The 19,520-nt window shown below is 67.2% G+C and carries 13 protein-coding genes; 11 read left to right on the plus strand and 2 right to left on the minus strand.

The genetic code is table 11. The features are described from left to right. Positions 1–110: 110 nt before the first annotated feature. From tsaE to trxA, 6 genes are all read left to right on the plus strand, one after another. Entirely contained in the window at positions 111–560 is a 450-nt protein-coding gene (gene tsaE, locus BM244_RS03330; protein WP_093397353.1) for a tRNA (adenosine(37)-N6)-threonylcarbamoyltransferase complex ATPase subunit type 1 TsaE, read from the plus strand. Beyond that, entirely contained in the window at positions 557–1,549 is a 993-nt protein-coding gene (locus tag BM244_RS03335; RefSeq protein ID WP_175518106.1) for an aminoglycoside phosphotransferase family protein, read from the plus strand. The genes tsaE and BM244_RS03335 overlap by 4 nt, the downstream gene beginning before the upstream one ends. Then, positions 1,546–2,301, plus strand: a complete 756-nt coding sequence (locus BM244_RS03340) for a nucleotidyltransferase family protein (RefSeq protein WP_254784246.1) — start codon at positions 1,546–1,548, stop codon at positions 2,299–2,301. Before BM244_RS03335 ends, BM244_RS03340 begins: the two co-directional genes overlap by 4 nt. Continuing rightward, positions 2,294–5,272, plus strand: coding sequence for a double-strand break repair protein AddB (addB, locus tag BM244_RS03345; protein ID WP_093397358.1), 2,979 nt, complete (start codon positions 2,294–2,296; stop codon positions 5,270–5,272). Before BM244_RS03340 ends, addB begins: the two co-directional genes overlap by 8 nt. Next, positions 5,256–8,687 (plus strand): double-strand break repair helicase AddA, encoded by a 3,432-nt coding sequence (addA, locus tag BM244_RS03350; RefSeq protein WP_175518025.1) that lies wholly within the window; start codon positions 5,256–5,258, stop codon positions 8,685–8,687. Before addB ends, addA begins: the two co-directional genes overlap by 17 nt. Before the next feature lie 64 nt (positions 8,688–8,751). Next, positions 8,752–9,075, plus strand: coding sequence for a thioredoxin TrxA (gene trxA, locus BM244_RS03355; RefSeq protein ID WP_055877560.1), 324 nt, complete (start codon positions 8,752–8,754; stop codon positions 9,073–9,075). Between the two features lie 53 nt (positions 9,076–9,128). Here the strand turns inward: trxA and argJ are convergent, their stop codons facing one another. Beyond that, entirely contained in the window at positions 9,129–10,355 is a 1,227-nt protein-coding gene (gene argJ / locus BM244_RS03360) for a bifunctional glutamate N-acetyltransferase/amino-acid acetyltransferase ArgJ (protein ID WP_093397359.1), read from the minus strand. 78 nt (positions 10,356–10,433) lie between these two features. Here argJ and BM244_RS03365 point away from each other — a divergent pair, with 78 nt between their 5' ends. From BM244_RS03365 to BM244_RS03385, 5 genes are all read left to right on the plus strand, one after another. Continuing rightward, a complete protein-coding gene (locus BM244_RS03365; RefSeq protein WP_175518027.1) occupies positions 10,434–11,243 on the plus strand; it encodes an energy transducer TonB in 810 nt (269 codons plus the stop codon). A 32-nt stretch (positions 11,244–11,275) separates the two neighbouring features. Beyond that, the gene (locus BM244_RS03370; protein ID WP_093397362.1) at positions 11,276–11,584 is read left to right on the plus strand and encodes a hypothetical protein; all 309 of its coding nucleotides are present in this window, start codon (positions 11,276–11,278) and stop codon (positions 11,582–11,584) included. Positions 11,585–11,683: 99 nt separating this feature from the next. Next, positions 11,684–14,422 carry a preprotein translocase subunit SecA gene (gene secA / locus BM244_RS03375; protein WP_093397364.1) on the plus strand — a complete coding sequence of 913 codons (2,739 nt, stop codon included), beginning with the start codon at positions 11,684–11,686 and terminating at the stop codon, positions 14,420–14,422. Between the two features lie 268 nt (positions 14,423–14,690). Next, complete coding sequence (locus tag BM244_RS03380; protein ID WP_093397365.1) at positions 14,691–15,107, plus strand: secondary thiamine-phosphate synthase enzyme YjbQ; 417 nt, start codon at positions 14,691–14,693, stop codon at positions 15,105–15,107. 123 nt (positions 15,108–15,230) lie between these two features. Continuing rightward, the gene (locus BM244_RS03385; RefSeq protein WP_093397367.1) at positions 15,231–15,857 is read left to right on the plus strand and encodes a CC0125/CC1285 family lipoprotein; all 627 of its coding nucleotides are present in this window, start codon (positions 15,231–15,233) and stop codon (positions 15,855–15,857) included. Between the two features lie 178 nt (positions 15,858–16,035). On the opposite strand, the gene mfd is transcribed toward BM244_RS03385, so the two are convergent. Next, positions 16,036–19,506, minus strand: a complete 3,471-nt coding sequence (mfd, locus tag BM244_RS03390) for a transcription-repair coupling factor (RefSeq protein WP_093397368.1) — start codon at positions 19,504–19,506, stop codon at positions 16,036–16,038. Positions 19,507–19,520 lie beyond the last annotated feature (14 nt).

A 19,520-nucleotide genomic window follows, 5' to 3' on the forward strand; every position in this document is an offset into this window, starting at 1 on the left:
AACCTACTCCCTCTCCCCTTCGGGGAGAGGGTTGGGGTGAGGGGCAGCCAAGCAGTGCTCTGCCCGGAACAGCCCCTCACCCAACCCTCTCCCCGGAGGGGAGAGGGCTCATGCGCGTGATCCTTCTACCCGATCCGCAAGCTACCGAAGCATTCGGGGCGCTGTTGGCAGATCGCGTCCAACCCGGCGACGTGATCACCCTCGAAGGTACGCTCGGTGCGGGCAAGACGAGCGTCGCGCGCGGGCTGCTCGCCGCACTCGGGCTCGCCGGCGAGGCACCATCGCCGAGCTTCGCGATCGTCCAGCCCTACGAGCCACCCGAAGTGCGCTTTCCCGTACTGCACGTCGACCTCTACCGCATCGACGACCCCGCCGAGATCGAGGAACTCGCGCTCGACGACGCGCGCTACGATTCGCTGCTCCTCGTCGAATGGCCGGAGCGCGCAGGCCCGGATTACTGGCCGGATGCGCTTCGGCTCAGCCTCACGATCGAGCCGGACGGCACGCGCGGCTTGACTATCGGCGTGCCGGAAGCTTGGAGGTCGCGATGGCCGACATGACCCCGCCGCCCGGCGCCGCCGCTTTTCTCGACGCTCATGGCTGGGGCGGGGCACAGATCCTCCCGGTCGCGGGCGACGCCTCGTTCCGGCGCTATTTCCGCGCGATCGATGGCGCCAAGGAGGGCGGCCGTCAGGCGATCCTGATGGACGCGCCGCCGCCACACGAGGATCCGCGGCCGTTCATCGCGGTCGCCGAATGGCTGGTCGAACGGGATTTCGCCGCGCCCGCCATTCTGGCGTGCGACCTCGACCAGGGGCTCGTGCTGATCGAGGATTTCGGCGACGATCGGCTGCGCGAGGCAGTCGATGCTTCACCGGAGCAGGAACTGTCGCTGTATGCGCCGGCGATCGACTTGCTGATCCGGTTACGCGGCCATCCGGCGGGGCCCGTTCCTCCCTACGACCGCGCAGTCCTGCGCCGCGAGGCGCGGCTGTTCGTCGAATGGTATTGCCCCGCGGTCGGGATCGAGCCCGATCTGCCAGGCTGGGACGCGGCGTGGGAGGCGGTGTTCGATCATGCGATCGCCGAGACGCCGGTCACGGTACTGCGCGATTATCATGCCGAAAACCTGATGCTGGTCGGACCGGCGCGGTCGCTCGGGCTACTAGATTTTCAGGACGCCTTGGCAGGGCATCCGGCCTATGATCTGGTGTCGCTGTTGCAGGATGCGCGGCGGACGGTCGATCCGACGGTCGAGGCCGCCATGCTGGAGCGATATCGCGCGGCGGCGGACGCGGGGCCAGAGACGGATGATGCCTTCATGAACGCGTATCACGTGCTCGGCGCGCAGCGGAATGCGAAGATCCTCGGCATCTTCACGCGGCTGTGGAAACGCGACGGCAAGCCGCATTACGCGACGATGTGCCCGCGCGTGTGGGCCTATCTGGAGCGCGATCTGGCGCAGCCGGTGATGGCGCCGGTCGCGGCATGGTTCGATGCCAACGTGCCGACGGCGTTGCGCGGCGATCCGCTGGCCCTGAGCGCGTGAGCCGCCAGCAGACGATCCGCCCCGTCCCGCGCGGAATCGTGCCGGAAACCGCGATGGTGATGGCGGCGGGCCTGGGCAAGCGGATGCGCCCGCTGACCGCGACGCGGCCGAAGCCGCTGGTGCAGGTCGCGGGCAAGCCGTTGATCGACCATGTGTTCGAACGGTTGCAGGCCGCGGGCATCAAGCGCGCGGTGGTCAACGTGCATTATCTCGCGGACACGCTGGAGGCGCACGTCACCGACCGGTTCGATGGGATCGACGTGGTGATCTCCGACGAGCGGAAAATGCTGATGGAGACGGGCGGCGGGCTCGTCCAGGCGCGGCATCTGCTCGGCGACGCACCGGTGCTGGTGGTCAACAGCGACAATCTGTGGATCGACGGGCCGGTCGACGCGATCAGGCTGCTGGCGTCGCGCTGGGACGACGCGAAGATGGACGCGCTGCTGCTGATGGTGCCGCTCGCGCGCGCCAACAATCACGGCGGCATGGGTGACTTCTATCTCGGCAGCGACGGGCGGATCGCGGGGCGGCGCAAGCCCGGCCGGGTCGCGCCGTTCGCCTATACCGGCATCCAGATCCTGCACCCGCGGCTGATCGCGGACTGGCCGGAGGGGCCATTCTCGACCAACCTGTTCTGGGACCGCGCGATCGCCGCCGGGCGCGCTTATGGTCAGGTCCACCAGGGCTTGTGGTTCGATGTCGGCACGCCCGCCGCGATCCCGAAGACCGAGGCGATGCTCGCGGATGCCTGATGTCGACGGCACGGCTCGCCCGACGCTGTACACGATCCCCGCGCATCGTGCGTTTGCGGATGCGCTGGTCGCCGGACTGACCCGGCGGGCGGGGCGCGATCCGCTGGCGCTCGCCCGCGCGCTGGTCGTGTTGCCGAACAACCGCGCGGTAAAGGCGGTGACTGAGGCGTTCGTGCGCGCGAGCGGCGGCGGGCTCGTGCTGCCGCGGCTGGTAGCGCTGGGCGATCCGGAGATGGGCGAGGCGGTCGGCGCCGCGCTCGATCCGGCGGACGATATCGATCCGCCGCTGCCTGCGGTGCCGCCGTATCAGCGGCGTATGATCCTCGCGCGGCTGGTGTCGGAAGAGCGGGCGCGCGAAGGGCATCCGGTCGATGCGGCGGAGGCGGTGCTGCTCGCGGGTGAACTCGCGCGGACGCTCGATCAGTTGCTGGTCGAGGAAGTGCCGCCGACAAGGTTGCGCGATATCGAGCTTGGACCCGAACTCACCGAGCATTGGCGTCGCGCGCTGGCGACGTTCGAGATCGTGCTGCAACGCTGGCCGGGCGAACTCGCGCGTTTGGAGCGGATCGACGCGGCGACGCGGCGCTCGGCGTTGCTCGACCGGCTCGCCCAGCGCTGGCGGAACACGCCGCCCGCGGGGATCGTCTGCGCGGCGGGCGTTACCGATTCCGCGCCCGCGGTCGCGCGTCTGCTCCGGTGCATTGCCGATATGCCGCAGGGGATGGTGGTGTTCGCCGGCCTCGACCTCGCGCTGCCGGACGAGGAATGGGACGCGCTCGGCCCGCATGATCCGCACCCGGTGACCGGGCTCACGCGTCGTTCGATCGAGACGCATCCACAGTTCGACGCGAAGTTGATGCTCCTGCGCATGGGCGTCGCCCGAGGCGAGGTGCAGACTTGGCGCGAAGGTGGTGGGCACGACGCCGACGCCGCGCGCGGCCGAGCGATCGCCAACGCGCTGGCGCCCGCGGATTTCACCGGCAAGTGGACACAGATCGCGGCGGAGGATCGCCGCTTAAAGGGCGTGACCGCCGCCGAACTCGCCACGCCCGCAGAGGAAGCGCAAGCGATCGCGCTCGTGTTGCGCGAGGCGCTGGAAGTGCCCGAGCGGACCGCCGCGCTGGTCACGCCGGACCGGGCCTTGGCACGGAGAGTGGCAGCACATCTCGGGCGCTGGGGCATCGGCATCGACGACAGCGCGGGACGGCCCCTGTCGATTCTGCCGCCGGGCACGTTGCTGCTCGCGCTGGCCGAAGCGGCGGCGCAGCGCTTCTCGCCGCTCGCGTTGCTGGCGTTGCTGAAGCATCCGCTGGTGCGCGCGGGCGAAAAGCCCTCCGAACGGCCGATACGTCTCGAATGGCTCGACGGCGCGCGCGCACTCGATCGCAGACTGCGCGGCCCGCGACCGGCAGCGGGGCTCGACGGGATCGCGGGGCATCTTGAGGAGCGCAAGGGCACGGCAGCGACATGGTGGGCCGACGTCCAGCCGTTGCTGACACCGCTGGCGAACGCGTTCGACCAGGGGCCGCAACCCTTGGCGTCGGTGCTCGCCTGCCTGCGCGAGACGGCGCAGACCTTGTGCGGCGACAATCTTTGGTCGGGCCTCGCCGGACGCTCGGCGGCCGAATTTCTGGCTGACCTTGAAGCTGAAGCGCCCGCGGGTCCACCGCGTATCGATCCGCGGGAGCTGCCACAATTGTTGCGCACGTTGCTCGACGAGGTCGCGGTGCGGCCGGCACCGGGCGGCCATCCCCGTCTCGCAATCTACGGCCTGATCGAGGCGCGGTTGCAGACCGCCGACGTCATGGTGCTGGGCGGGCTGAACGAAGGCGTGTGGCCGGGGCGACCTGCGCCCGATCCCTGGCTGGCGCCGCGCATCCGTATCGAGCTCGGCCTACCGGGTCTGGAGCGGCGTGTCGGCACGGCGGCGCATGATTTTGCGCAGGCGTTAGGCGCACCTCGCGCGGTCGTCACGCGAGCTCGGCGGGACGCGAAGTCACCCGCTTTAGCCTCGCGTCTCTGGTTGCGGTTGCAGGCGCTTGCAGGCGATAGGTTCGAGCGGGCTTCGGCGCTGGAAGGCTGGACCCGGGCGCTCGACGATCCGGGCGAGCATCTTCCCGCCGACCGTCCCGCGCCGTCGCCGCCAGCGCTGCTGCGTCCGAAGGCGATCTCCGTCACCGAGGTGGATCGCCTCAAGGCCGATCCCTACGCCTTCTACGCCCGCCGCGTACTCGGGCTGATGCCACTCGATCCGGTCGATGCCGATCCGAGCGCAGCATGGCGCGGGACGGCGGTGCACGACATCCTGGAGCAATGGTGGAAGCAGGATAACTGCACCGTCGACACACTGCGGACGCGCGCGAAGGCGATGCTCGATGACGAGCGGACGCACCCGATGATGCGCGCGTTGTGGCAGCCGCGGTTGCTCGAAGCGATCGACTGGATTGCCGGCGCCATAGTCGCGCAGGGCGAGGACGGCCGCACGGTCGCCAGCGCCGAGGGCAAGGGCAAGATCGAGATTGCCGGCGTGACCTTGTCGGGTCGCTACGACCGCATCGACAAGCTGCCCGACGGACGCCTCGCGGTGATCGACTACAAGACCGGCAAGCCCCCTTCGCCCACCGCCGTCCGCGCCGGTTACAGCCTCCAGCTTGGCCTGCTCGGACTGATCGCCGAGCGCGGCGGGTTCGCCGACGTCTCCGGCACCGCGGGCGCGTTCGAATATTGGTCGCTCGGCAAGAAGCGCGACGCGTTCGGCTATATCGAGAGCCCGGTCGATCCCGAGGGCAAGCGTGACAAGATCCCGACCGCCGAGTTCACCGCTATCGCCGCGCACAACTTCACCGAAGTCGTCGGCGAATGGCTGACCGGCAGCGCCGCGTTCACCGCCAAACTCGTCCCCGAATACGCCCCCTATGCCGAGTATGACCAGTTGATGCGACGCGACGAATGGTATGGCCGTGAGCGGTGATGCACTCGCCACGCTGCCTAGGCTGAGGGGCGCGCAGGCGGATGCGAGCAACCCCGCCTCGCACGTCTGGCTGTCCGCCTCGGCGGGCACGGGCAAGACGCAGGTGCTGGCAGCCCGCGTGTTCCGGCTGCTGTTGCGCGGTGTCGATCCCGGCGCGATCCTGTGCCTGACCTTCACCAAGGCGGGCGCGGCGGAGATGGCGCAGCGGATCAACGGGCGGCTCGCCGCATGGGTGCGCATGCCCGCGCCGGCGCTGGCGGCGGACCTGATCGCGCTGGGCGAGAGCCCGGTCCAAGCGTTGCAGGACCGCGCCCGCACCCTGTTCGCCAAGGTGCTCGACGCGCCGGGCGGGGGCCTGCGCATCCAGACCATCCACGGATTCTGCCAAGGACTACTCGCTGCGTTCCCCGTCGAGGCTGGGCTGACGCCAGGCTTCCGACCGCTGGAAGCGCGCGAGGAAGCCGGCCTGGCCCGCGAAGCGCTGGCGTCGATGCTGTCGGATGCCGAGCGCGAGGGACGCGAGCGCCCGGTCGAGATCGTCGGGCGGCTGTCGCTGCGGATGGGCGAGGGTGGGGCGGAGGCTTTTCTGCTCGCCTGTGCGCGTGCGCTCCCGGCGTTGGAGGCGTTGCCGGTCGGGATCCAGCCTTGGCTTCGGCGCGAACTCGGGCTTCCGTCCGGGGATATCGACGAGGCGACCGCGGAATGGTGCGATGCGCTCGACCTCAATGCGATCGCGCGCATTGCCGCGGCGAACCGCGCGTGGGGGACCGCAACCGGGCAGGCCGCGGCGGCGACCGTGCAACGCTGGCTCGACACCGAGGATCGCGCGGCGACCTTGGATGAGCTCGCCAGCGTCGTGCTGACCGGCACTGGCACGCAGCGCAAGGCGTCGAAGAAGCTGATCGATGCCGAGCCGGATTACGAGGTGCTTGCCCGCGATCTGGGCGAGGCGTGCACCGACGTACTGTCGATGGTCCAGCGCGCGACGTACTGCGACCTGCTCGCCGACGGGCTGGAAGTCGGGCGCGATTATGCGCGCGGCTATGCGCTGGCCAAGCGCCGCGCGGGGGCGGTTGATTTCGACGACCTGATCGCGACGACGGTGGCGCTGCTCGACCAGCCGGGGATCGGCGAATGGGTGCGCTACAAGCTCGACCAGGCGACCGAGCACCTGCTGATCGACGAGGCACAGGACACCAACGGCCACCAATGGCGGATCGTCCGCGCGCTGGCCGACGAGTTCTTCGTCGGCCGCGGCATTTATGCGCCGTCGACGCGGACGCTGTTTACGGTCGGCGATTACAAGCAGGCGATCTTCGGGTTCCAGGGCACCGATCCGCTCAACTTCCAGGCGGCCGAGCAGTATTTCGGCGGTCGTGCGAGCGAGGCGGAAGGCGACGATGGCTGGCCCGAGGAGGAGCGCGGGCTCCCATTGGCGCGACTGTCCCTCCGCCACTCGTTCCGGTCGACGCGGACCGTGCTGGAGTTCGTCGACGCGGCAATCGACGCGATCGGCGAGCCGGGGCTCGGGATCGCGGGCGAAGTCGAACAGCATGCCAGCGAGGTCGCCGGCCCCGGCACCGTGACCTTGTGGCCGCCGGTGTCGGCTGGCGGCAGCGAGGACGACGAAGAAGGCTGGGTCGACGACGCGGTGCGCAAACTCGCCAGCGATATCGCCCGCGCGGTGAAGGGCTGGCTCGCGCCCGAGACAGGCCTGATGCTGGAGAGCAAGGGGCGGCGGTTGCGGCCCGAGGACGTCATGATCCTGGTTAAGCGACGCGGAGATCTCGCCTCGCTGATCGTCGCGCGGCTGTATGCCGAGGGCGTGCCGGTGGCGGGCGTCGATCGCCTGCGGCTGAACGCGCCGCTCGCGGTGCAGGATCTGCTCGCGACGATCCGCTTCGTGTTGCAGCCCGAGGACGATCTCAGCGTCGCGGCGCTGCTCGTGTCGCCGCTGATCGGCTGGACGCAGGACGAGTTGATGGCCGCGGCACCGCGCGAGGCCGGGCCGTTGTGGCGCCACTTGCAACGCACGCAACCCGCGACACGGCTCGCCCCACTGCTGGCGATGTTGGCGCGCGCGGACATCGCCACGCCGTACCAGTTCCTGGAGGAACTGCTCTCGGGCCCGCTCGACGGTCGCCGCAAACTGATCCGCCGGCTGGGCACCGAGGCGCGCGATCCGATCGAGGAACTCCTCAATGCCGCGTTGACGTTCGAGAGCACGACGACGCCGTCGTTGCAGCGTTTCCTCGATTGGTTCGACCGCGGCGATGTCGAGATCGTCCGCGATCCGTCGGCGCCGCTCGATGCGGTCCGGGTGATGACCGCACACGGCGCGAAGGGGTTGCAGGCGCCTCTGGTGATTCTGGCGGATGCGACGGCGGACCCGTTGGCGGCGCCGCGCTCGATCCTGAAATGGGCGCCCGAGCCTGGGGCGGCGCCGATCCCGGTGTTCCGCCCACGGTCGAGCGAGCGTGGCGGGCCGCTGGATGCTGTCGTCTCAGCCGCCGAGCAGCGCGAACTGGAGGAGCATTGGCGGCTGTTCTACGTTGCGGCCACCCGCGCGGAAGAGCGGCTGGTGATCGCCGGTGCGCTCGGGCCTCGCGCCAAGGGGGTGCCGCCGGAGAACAGCTGGTACGCCGCGTCCGATCGAGCGCTGACGGCACTCGAGGTGCCGGGGGGTGAGGGCGCGCGGACGTTTGCCGGGGTCGAGCCTCAGCCTGCCGTGATCGCCAAGGCTTCGGCTTCGGTCGAGATTGCGGCCAATGCGCAGCTGCCGGCTTGGGCACACGAACCTGCACCGCAAGAAGCGCGTCCGGCTCGTCCGCTGTCACCGTCGGCGCTGGGTGACGACGCGGTGTCCGATCCACCGCCGACGCCAGCGATGCGTGTGGCAGCCGAGCGGGGGCGGCTGATCCACGCACTGTTCGAGCGGCTGCCGGCGGTTGCCGCCACCGACCGCGCGAAGGCCGCGGACCGCTGGCTGGCGAAAGCAGGCGGCGTCGACGATCCCGCAGCACGGTCCGAAATCGTGCAGAGCGTGGTCGCAGTGCTCGACGATCCGCGCTTTGCCGAGCTTTTCAGCGCGGATACGCTCGCCGAAGCACCGATTGCCGCGACCCTCGCGAACGGCATGGTCGTGTCGGGGACGGTCGATCGCCTGCTGATCGAGCCCGACCGCGTACGCGTCGTCGACTTCAAGACCGGGCGGCGCGCACCGCGCAGCGTCGACGACGTGCCGGAATACCATCTGAAGCAGATGGCGGCCTATGCCGAAGCCTTGAGCGTGATCTTTCCAGGGCGGTCGGTCGAGGCAGCCTTGCTGTACACGGCCGGTCCGCGTCTGATCGTGCTGAACGACGAGACGCTGGCCGCAAACAAGCCGCACTATCGTCCCACGGAGCAAAGCTAGCGCCCCGGTGGTTGAGCGCACACGCGAGCGACCTTAGATACGACTCAACCAAGGAGAATTCACGATGGCGACCAAGCAGATCACCGATGCCAGCTTCGATGCAGACGTACTGAACGCCGACGGCCCCGTGCTCGTCGATTTCTGGGCGGAATGGTGCGGCCCGTGCAAGATGATCGGGCCGTCGCTCGAGGAGATTTCGGAAGAACTCGGTGAGAAGGTGACGATTGCCAAGCTCAACATCGACGAGAACCCCGACGCGCCCGGCAAGTACGGCGTCCGGGGTATTCCGACGATGATCCTCTTCAAGGGCGGCGCACCGGCAGCGACCAAGGTCGGCGCGGAGCCCAAGGGCCGGCTGAAGGCTTGGCTCGAAGGCGAACTGGCCTAAGCTAAACTCCCTCCGTCACCCCAGCGAAAGCTGGGGTGACGGCATTAGCGGTATCAGCTTCGATAGTCGGCGTTGATCGAGATGTAGCCGTGCGTGAGGTCGCAGGTCCAAACGGTGGCTCGTCCTTCGCCCAGCGCCAGATCGACGCCGATTTCGATTTCGTGGCCCTTGAGGTGCGCAGCGACCGGAGCCTCGTCGTAGCCGCTCAGCGCCAAGCCACCTTCGGCAACCTGCGTATTCCCGAACCGGATCGACAGCGTGTCGCGATCGGCTGGTTCGCCGGCCTTGCCGACCGCCATGACCACGCGCCCCCAGTTGGCGTCCTCTCCAGCAATGGCGGTCTTCACCAGTGGCGAGTTGGCGATGCTCATCGCGATGCGGTGTGCGCTGCGGTCGCCGTCCGCGCCGGTCACCTGGATCTCGATCAGCTTCTGCGCGCCCTCGCCGTCGCGAACTACGAGCATGGCGAGTTGATGGCACAGGTCGGTCAGGGCAGCGCGGAAGGCGTCCGCCCCCACGCTGTCATCGTCCGCCAGCGCGACGTTACCAGCCTTGCCCGTCGCGAACGCCAGCACCGTGTCGCTGGTCGAGGTGTCGCTGTCGACCGTGATGCACGAGAAGCTCGGTGCGTTGGCCTTCGACAACGCGACTTGCAGGAACTCCGGCTCGACCGCGGCGTCGGTGAAGATGAAGCCGAGCATCGTCGCCATGTCCGGCGCGATCATCCCCGAGCCCTTGATGATCCCGACCAGCGTGACCGTGCAATCGCCGATCACCGCCGTCGTCACCGCGCCCTTGGTAAAGGTGTCGGTGGTCATGATCGTCGCGGCGGCGTCTTCCCAGCCGCACGGCGCGGCGGCGAACGCGGCGTCGAGCCCGGCCTCGGCCTTGTCGATCGGCAACGGCACGCCGATCACGCCCGTCGAGGACACGAACACGTCCGAAGGCTGGCACCCGAGATGCGCCGCCGTCCGCGCCGCGATCGCCTCGACCGCCGCACGCCCCCGCGAGCCGGTGAACGCGTTCGAGTTCCCAGCATTCACCACCAGCGCCCGCGCCTGACCAAGCGTCAGTGCCGCGCGGCACCATTCGACTTCGGGCGACGGGCATTTGCTCGTCGTCAGCACGCCCGCAACCACCGTCCCCGGATCGAGCGTCACGAACGTCAGATCGCACCGATCCCACGCCTTGTACTGTGCGCGCGTGACATGCAGCGTGACTCCGTCGATTGCCGGCGCGGCAGGAAAGGGCAGGGCGAGGGGGGATGTAGACGTCGACATGGTTGCGCCATAGGATGAAACCGGGCGGACGTCATGGGGGGAGCGATGAAGTTCGGGTTTGTAGCGGCGATCGTCTCGATGCTGGTGTCCGGCACAGCGTATGGCGGGGGCCAGGCCACCGCACCCGTACCGATCGACCCTGCGTCCTGGCTTTCGTACGACGATTATCCGGTGTCGGCCGTCAAAGTTGGGCAGCATGGCACGGTAAGCTACCGCGTATTCGTCGGCGATGATGGGGGCGTCATTTCCTGCATCGTGACCAAGTCGTCCGGCGTCCCGGCACTCGATAACCAGTCCTGCGCGTCCATCATGCAAAGGGCTCGGTTCATACCCGCGAAGGACAGAGCCGGCCGGGTTCGCTCGGGTGCGTATGATGGCAAGGTCACCTGGACGGTGCCTCAGGACGCAAGTGCGGGGATGCCGACGACCTCAATGCGGATAGTTTTTTCCGCGACACTCGATCGTGAAGGTGCGTTGGTGAACTGTCGCATGACGTTCGGTTCGCAAGACCAACCGCCGCCGATGGAGATTTGCCGATCGATGCGCGAAACGGCGACGCGCGTCGGGGTGGCGCATCGCCCGGATTCGCCTGACGGCGTATTTTTGGTGAGCGAATCGACGACGGAATTTACCGGGAAGCCGATCGCCGGGGTGGCCCCGCAGCCGCTGACCGAAATCGGACGGCGTACGGTCCGGTTTCACGTCGATGAGACGGGTCGAGCTACGGACTGTAGGGAAGAGAGATCCGGCGAATTGTTCAGCACTGCAAGGTCGCCCTGCGCCGAAGCCCCGCGGTACCGGACATTCGACGGCTCGCCGGTCGCGACCGACGGCGTTGTGACCGATCGATCGGGTTGGCGTCGTCGCCCAAGCCCGGATGGCGTTTAGCCGCAGCGGCCCTGTAACGCGCCACGTACCGCATGACGATGAGGTTTCGGTTGGACGAGCGCCATGACACTCCCTATGTCCGGCCCTGCATGAACCTGCTGCTGCTCCTTTCCGCCTTGCTCTCTGCGCTGACTGGTGCGGTGCCGGGCGTGCGTGGGCAGTCCGCGCAGGCCGTCGCGCAAGGCAGCGTCTGCTCGCAGTCGGTGGCAGCAACGCCGGCCAAGGTCTTGGTACGGCCTGTGTCTGGCCTTCCTACGCTTCCTCACATCGCCGTCGCAGACGTGCTGCGTACGATCGCTGTGGTGGCCTCCCCGCTATGGGCAGAGCGCCGCCGCGAATAGCGTCTTGGTGTGACCTTATCGTAACCTTTGGATCCGCGTGATCCGCTTCCGCGTGCGCCCCCCGTGTGCCGCCGCGTCTTAAATTCAGGAAATCAGCCCATGTTCGGTGGCCTCGCCAAATCCTTGTTCGGTTCGTCCAACGACCGCTACGTCAAGTCGCTCAACCCGATCCTCGCCAAGATCGCCTCGTTCGAACCGTCGCTCCAGGCGATGTCCGACGAGGAGCTCTCCGCGCAGACCGTCAAGTTCCGCGCGCGGCTCACAGAGGGCGAGAAGCTCGACGACCTGCTCCCCGAGGCGTTCGCGACCGTCCGTGAGGCCGCGCACCGTGTGCTTGGCCAGCGTCACTATGACGTGCAGATGGTCGGCGGCATCGTCCTCCACCGCGGCGAGATCGCCGAGATGCGCACGGGCGAGGGCAAGACGCTGGTCGCGACGCTCGCGACCTATCTCAACGCGCTCCCCGGCGACGGCGTCCACGTCGTCACCGTCAACGACTACCTCGCGGCGCGCGACGCCGAGTGGATGGGGCAGGTCTATACCTTCCTCGGCATGACGATCGGCGTCATCATCCCGAACCTGTCGGACGAGGAACGCCGCGCCGCGTACGCAGCCGACATCACCTACGGCACCAACAACGAGTTCGGGTTCGATTATCTCCGCGACAACATGAAGTACGAGCGCAGCGCGATGACGCAGCGCGCGTTCAACTTCGCGGTGGTCGACGAGGTCGATTCGGTGCTGATCGACGAAGCCCGCACGCCGCTGATCATCTCCGGCCCGACCGACGACAAGTCCGAGCTGTACATGCAGGTCGACGCGGTCGTGAAGCAGCTCGATCCGATCGATTACGACAAGGACGAGAAGCAGAAGACGATCATCCTCACCGAGGACGGCACCGAGAAGGTCGAGCGGATGCTCGAGGCGGCCGGGCTGCTCGAGGGGCAGAACCTGTACGACTTCGAGAACACGCAGGTCGTGCATCACCTCAACCAGGCACTGCGCGCGATCGTGATGTTCAAGTCGGACATCGACTACATAGTCAAGGACGGCAAGGTCATCATCATCGACGAGTTTACCGGTCGCATGATGGACGGTCGGCGCTGGTCGGACGGCCTCCATCAGGCGGTCGAGGCGAAGGAGGGCGTCCAGATCGAGCCCGAGAACCAGACGATGGCCTCGATCACGTTCCAGAATTACTTCCGCATGTACCCCAAGATCGGCGGCATGACCGGCACCGCGGCGACCGAGGCAGCCGAGTTCTACGACATCTACAAGATCAACGTCGTCAGCATCCCGACCAACGTCGAAGTGAAGCGCGTCGACGAGGAAGACGAGTTCTACAAGGACACCAAGGACAAGTTCGCGGCGATCGCCAAGAAGATCAAGCACCACGCGGACCTGGGCCAGCCGGTGCTGGTCGGCACCGTGTCGATCGAGAAGTCCGAGATGCTGAGCGAGTTCCTGGTCGGCGAGAACGTCGATCACAAGGTGCTCAACGCGCGCTTCCACGAGATGGAGGCGCACATCGTCGCGCAGGCGGGGCGCAAGTCCGCGGTGACGATCGCGACCAACATGGCGGGTCGCGGCACCGACATCAAACTCGGCGGCAACCTCGAATTCCGCATGCTCGACGAGCATCCCGAACTGGTCGAGGGCACGCCTGAGTATGACGAGGCGGCGGCGCGGATCACGATCGAGATCGAGGCGGAGAAGCAGGCGGTGCTTGCCGCGGGCGGGCTGTTCGTGCTCGGCACCGAGCGGCACGAGAGCCGGCGTATCGACAACCAGCTGCGCGGGCGTTCGGGGCGTCAGGGCGATCCGGGCCTGTCGCGCTTCTATCTGAGCCTCGACGACGATCTGCTGCGCATCTTCGGACCGGACACGCTGTTCGCCAAGATGATGCGCAACAACATCGAGGACGGCGAGGCGATCGGCAGCAAGTGGCTGTCGAAGGCGATCGAGACCGCGCAGAAGAAGGTCGAGGCGCGCAACTACGACATTCGCAAGCAGGTCGTCGAATATGACGACGTGATGAACGAGCAGCGCAAGGTGATCTACGAGCAGCGTGCGGACATCATGGATGCCGATACGGTCGGCGACGTGGTGACCGACATGCGCGCGGAGACGGTCAACGTGATCGTCGGCGATGCGTGCCCGCCCAACTCGTATCCCGAGCAGTGGGACGTCGCGGGCATGAAGACGCGGCTTGCCGAGGTGATGAACCTCGAGCCACAGATCGATGCATGGTTGCTGGAGGAGTCGGTCGACCCCGAGGTGATCGAGGAGCGCGTGCGCGCGATGGCGGACGAGGCGATCGCGCAGAAGTCGGCCGACCTTGACACGGAGACGTGGACGTCGGTCGAGAAGTCGATCCTGTTGCAGAATCTCGACCATCACTGGAAGGAGCATCTGGCGACGCTCGATGCGCTGCGTCAGGTCGTTCATCTGCGTGCGTACGCGCAGAAGACGCCGATCAACGAGTATAAGCAGGAGGCGTTCTCGCTGTTCCAGCGGATGCTCGAGACGATCCGCGAGGACGTGACCAAGACGATCGCGCATGCGCAGTTCCAGATGCAGGCGCCGGTCGGGCTGCCCGAGCTGCCGGACTTCATCACGACGCATTTTGACCCGTTCACGGGTGAGGATGATTCGAACGACTTCGATGCGGGCACGCGCGGTCACATCACCTCGACGATGCCGCCCTTGCAGATCCCTCAGCCGCAGGAGGCCGATATTGGCGAGGACCCGGCGAACTGGGAAGGTGTGGTCAGCCGCAATGCGCCTTGCCCTTGCGGTTCGGGGCGGAAGTACAAGCAGTGCCACGGGGCTGTTTGAGGGGCTGAGCTTACCAAGTGTTGCGACCCCGGCGGAGGCCGGGGCCCAATTGGTGAGGTCAAAGTAACGGGGCGCATCCGTCGTTAGCGGCGTCCCCCAATTGGGCCCCGGCCTTCGCCGGGGTGGTGAATAGGATGCGGGTGGCCCTCCGTTCTCCCGCGAAGGCGGGAGTCCAGGCTATCGGCGATGGTATATGCAATTCCTGGGCCCCCGCTTTCGCGGGGGAACAGTATCTGGAGCAACTCTCCCGATTGATCGTTAGGACCCCATGCGCCAAGCCACCACGATCCTAACCATCGACACCACCCGCCAAGGCCTCGTCGACGTCACCGACAAGATCGCCCGCTGGACCCGCGACCAACGCATATCGGAGGGCTTGCTGACGGTATTCTGCCGCCATACCTCCGCCTCACTCCTGATCCAGGAAAACGCCGCGCCCGAAGTCCGTACCGACCTCGAATCCTATTTTGCCCGGATCGCCCCCGAGTCGCATGACTATGAACACGACGACGAAGGCCCGGACGACATGCCCGCGCACCTCCGCACCGCGCTCACCCAAGTCCAACTCTCGATTCCGCTGATCGATGGCCGACTCGCGCTCGGCACGTGGCAGGGCATCTATCTTTTCGAACACCGCCGTCGCCCGCACCGCCGCACACTGGCGCTGCACGTCATCGGCGACTGACCCAGATCATGAAAAATGAGTCAGTATGGTGGCGCATTGGAGCGATACCGTTCATCAACCGTTCCACAACTGACGGCTAATAAGCGGCGTTTCGCCGCATTCGCCGCGAACGGAGACGACACCATGTTCAAGACACCGGGTCGCAAGGTCGCACTCGCAGCGCTCGCAACGGGCGCGCTGCTGCTGGCCGGATGCGCGACCGAGACCACCTATCGGCCCGCAACGGGGCAGGGGTTCAGCCGCACCGGCTACAGCGACCGTCAGGTCGAGCCGGGCCGCTTCCTCGTCAGCTTCGCCGGCAACAGCGTGACGTCGCGCGATACGGTCGAGCGTTACCTGTTCTTCCGTGCCGCCGAACTGACGTTGCAGAACGGCTATGACTATTACCTGATGGCCGACCGCGACACCAACCTCCAGTCGCGGACCTACTCGACGCCGGGCCTGGGTGGCGGGTTTGGCTATGGCGGCTTCGGCGGCTATTGGGGTCCGTCGTGGCGCTATTACGGCCGCGGTTTCGGCTGGCGCAACTGGAGCCCCTATGGCGGCTTCGGTGGTGGTTTCGGCGGCGGCTATGGCGGTTTCGGTGGTGGCCCATGGGGCAACGACTTCGATATCCGTACGATCGATCGGTATGAGGCGACCGCGGAGATCGTGATGCGCAAGGGTCCGATCCCGCGCGACAACATCCGCGCGTTTGACGCACGCAAGGTTGTGGACAGCATCGGGCCGAGCGTCGTGCTGCCGAAGTAAGCTGTCGATTTCGAGATGCCAAAAAGGCCGGGCTACCCGAGGGTAGTCCGGCCTTTTTGTTACGCTGCTCCTTCTCCCCTTCGGGGAGAGGGCTGGGGTGAGGGGCTGTTGCAGAGGGCAGCGCTCGCGGCGCCCCTCACCCAACCCTCTCCCCGGAGGGGAGAGGGCTAACAAGAACTTACCCCGCGGCCTTCGCCAGACCTTTCGACAGCTGCAGCGCGCCGTGCAGCCGCGCTTTCGGATCGCCCCAGGCCCGCTGTAGCACCAGCTTGCTGTCCGGCCGCAAGCGCGCGACGCCGTTCAGCCGCTCGACATACGCCAGCAGCTTGTCGATGTTCGGCGGCTTGTCGTCGTGGAACGACACCAGCACGCCCTTCGGACCGACGTCGATCTTCGACACGCACGCGCGTTTCGCGTTCAGCTTGATCTCGATGACCTTGATGAGGTTCTCGGTGGCATCCGGCAGCGGGCCGAAGCGGTCGATCATCTCGGCGGCGAACGCCTCAATCTCCTGGCCCTCGTCGAGATCGTTGAGGCGACGATACAGCCCCATCCGCAGGTCGAGATCGGGCACGTAATCCTCGGGAATGAGGATCGGCGCATCGACCGTGATCTGCGGCGAGAAATCGCGCGGCCGCGACGAGGTCATGCCGCCGGCCTTGGCATCCATGATAGCCTCCTCCAGCATCGCCTGATAGAGCTCGAAGCCGACCTCCTTGATATGCCCGGTCTGCTCGTCGCCGAGCATGTTGCCCGCGCCGCGGATATCGAGATCGTGGCTCGCCAGCTGGAAGCCAGCCCCCAGCGAATCGAGATCGGACAGCACCTTGAGGCGCTTCTCGGCCGTCACCGTCATCTGCCGCTCGGGCGGCGTCACCAGATACGCGTAGGCGCGCGTCTTCGACCGGCCGACGCGCCCACGCAACTGGTACAATTGCGCGAGGCCGAAGCGGTCGGCCCGGTGGACGATCATCGTGTTGGCGGAGGCGATGTCGATCCCGCTCTCGATGATCGTGGTAGAGACGAGCACCTCGAACTTCTTGTCGTAGAACGCCGACATGCGCTCCTCGACTTCGGTCGGCGACATCTGGCCGTGCGCGACGACGAAGCGGATCTCGGGTACCTGTTCGCGCAGGAAGTCCTCGATCTCGGGCAAATCCGCGACCCGCGGCGTGACGACGAAACTCTGCCCGCCGCGGTAATGCTCGCGGAGCAATGCCTCGCGCAGCACGACCGGGTCGAACGGCATGATGTACGTCCGCACCGCGAGGCGATCGACCGGCGGCGTCTGGATCACCGACAGTTCGCGAATCCCCGACATCGCCATCTGCAACGTGCGCGGGATCGGCGTCGCGGTCAGCGTCAACATGTGGACGTCCGCCCGCAGCGCCTTCAGCCGCTCCTTGTGCGTGACGCCGAACCGCTGCTCCTCGTCGACCACCACCAGCCCGAGCCGCTTGAAGTCGATATTCTTCGCCAGCAGCGCATGCGTGCCGATGACGACGTCGATCGTGCCGTTCGCCAGCCCCTCCTTGGTCGCTTTCGCCTCGCTCGCGGTGACGAGCCGCGACAGCCGGCCCATGTTCATCGGGAAGCCTTCGAAGCGGGCGACGAAGTTGTTGTAATGCTGGCGCGCGAGCAGTGTCGTCGGGCAGACGATCGCGACCTGCTTGCCGCCCATCGCCGCGACGAATGCGGCGCGCAGCGCAACCTCGGTCTTGCCGAAGCCGACGTCGCCGACCACTAGCCGGTCCATCGGTTTGCCTGCCGCGAGATCGCCGAGCACGTCCTCGATCGCGCGGTCCTGGTCCTCGGTTTCCTCGTACGGGAAGCGATCGACGAAGCTCGGATAGCCGCTCGCATCGGGTTCGAGCACGTCGCCCGGATGCAGCGCGCGTTCGGCGGCGGTCGCGATGAGTTCGCCGGCGATCTCGCGGATCCGCTCCTTCATCTTCGACTTACGGCGCTGCCAGCCTTCGCCGCCGAGACGGTCGAGCGTCGCGCCTTCCTCCGACGAACCGTAGCGCGAGAGGACGTCGATGTTCTCGACCGGCACGTACAGCTTGTCGCCGCCGGCATAGCTCAGCGCGACACAATCGTGCGGGCTCTGGCCGACCGGGATCGAGGTCAGGCCTTCGTACCGGCCGATGCCGTGCTCGGTGTGAACGACCAGATCGCCCGGCGTCAGCGTCGCGAGTTCGGCGAGGAACGCATCAGCGGATTTCTTGCGCTTCTTGCGGTGGACGAGGCGGTCGCCGAGCATGTCCTGCTCGGTGAGCACCGCGATCCCCGGCGCGGTGAAGCCGTGATCGAGCGGCAGGACGATCAGCGCGACGCCGAAGCTTTTGGCGGCGTCGGCGATGCCGAGCGCGTCCTGCCAGGTCTCGGCGTGCTTGCCGCCTTTCATGCCGTGGTCGGCAAGCAGGCTCCCCAGGCGTTCGCGTGCGCCGATCGAGTAGCTCGCGAGGATCGGTTTCCGCCCCTGTTTCCGGAGCTTCTCGACGTGGTCGGCGACGGCTTCGTAGATGTTCGTTTGCGCGGCGCGCTCGGGTCCGAAATCGCGTGGGCCGTCGACGTCGAAGTCGAGCACGGTGTCGCTTGGCGGTTCGTGGAACGGCGAGGTGATGTGCGCCGCGAACGCCTCGACGCCGCCGGACCATTCCTGCGCGTCGAGATAGAGCGCCTTGGCGGGCATCGGCCGATAGCTGCCGGGCTGGGCGGCTTCGGCGCGCTTGCGGTTCTCGTAATAGTCGGCGATCGATTCGAGCCGGCTCTCGACCGCCGCAGCGACGCCGTTGTCGCGGACTACCACGTCGTCGGCGCCGAGATGGTCGAACAGCGTCGCCATCTTCTCCTCGAACAGCGGCAGCCAATGCTCCATGCCCGCGGTGCGGCGGCCTTCGGAGATCGCCTGGTACATCGGATCGCCGGTCGCGGTCGCGCCGAACGCGTCGCGGTAGCGGGTGCGGAAACGTTTGATCGAGTCTTCGTCGAGCAAAGCTTCGGAGGCGGGGAGCAGGACGAAGCCGTCGATCCGGCCGGTGGTGCGCTGGTCCGCCGCGTCGAACGTGCGAACGCTCTCGATCTCGTCGCCGAAGAAATCTAGGCGCAGTGCGTGGTCTTCGCCCGACGGGTAGAGATCGACGATCCCGCCGCGCACCGCATACTCGCCCTGGTCGTGGACGGTATCGGTGCGGACATAGCCGTTCGCCTGGAGCAGCATGGCGAGCTTGTCGCGGCCGATCCGTTCGCCGGGCGCAAGCCGCGCGACGAGTTGGCGGATGCGGAACGGGGTGAGGACGCGCTGCGTCGCGGCGTTGGCGGTGGTCAGCAGGAGCTGCGGACCCTTGGGCTTGCCCTGGAGTCGTTGCAGCGCGGCGACGCGCTCGGCCATGATGCGGAGCGTCGGCGAGGCGCGGTCGTAGGGGAGGCAGTCCCAGGCCGGGAAGCTCAGCACTTCGAGATCGGGCGCGAAATACGCCGCGGTCGAGGCGACCGCGCGCATCGCCGCATCGTCCGGCGCGATGAACACTGCGCGGGTCTTCGCGGCACGCGCGAGGTCGGCGAGCAGCGAGGGCTGGAAGCCGGACGGTACGCCCGAGAGAATCAGTGGGCTCGTCGCGGAAAGGATCGTCTTGAGGTCTGGCATTCGAACTCCCCCCT

The organism is Sphingomonas sp. OK281 (assembly GCF_900115295.1).
In the GTDB taxonomy this organism is placed as follows: Bacteria; Pseudomonadota; Alphaproteobacteria; order Sphingomonadales; family Sphingomonadaceae; genus Sphingomonas.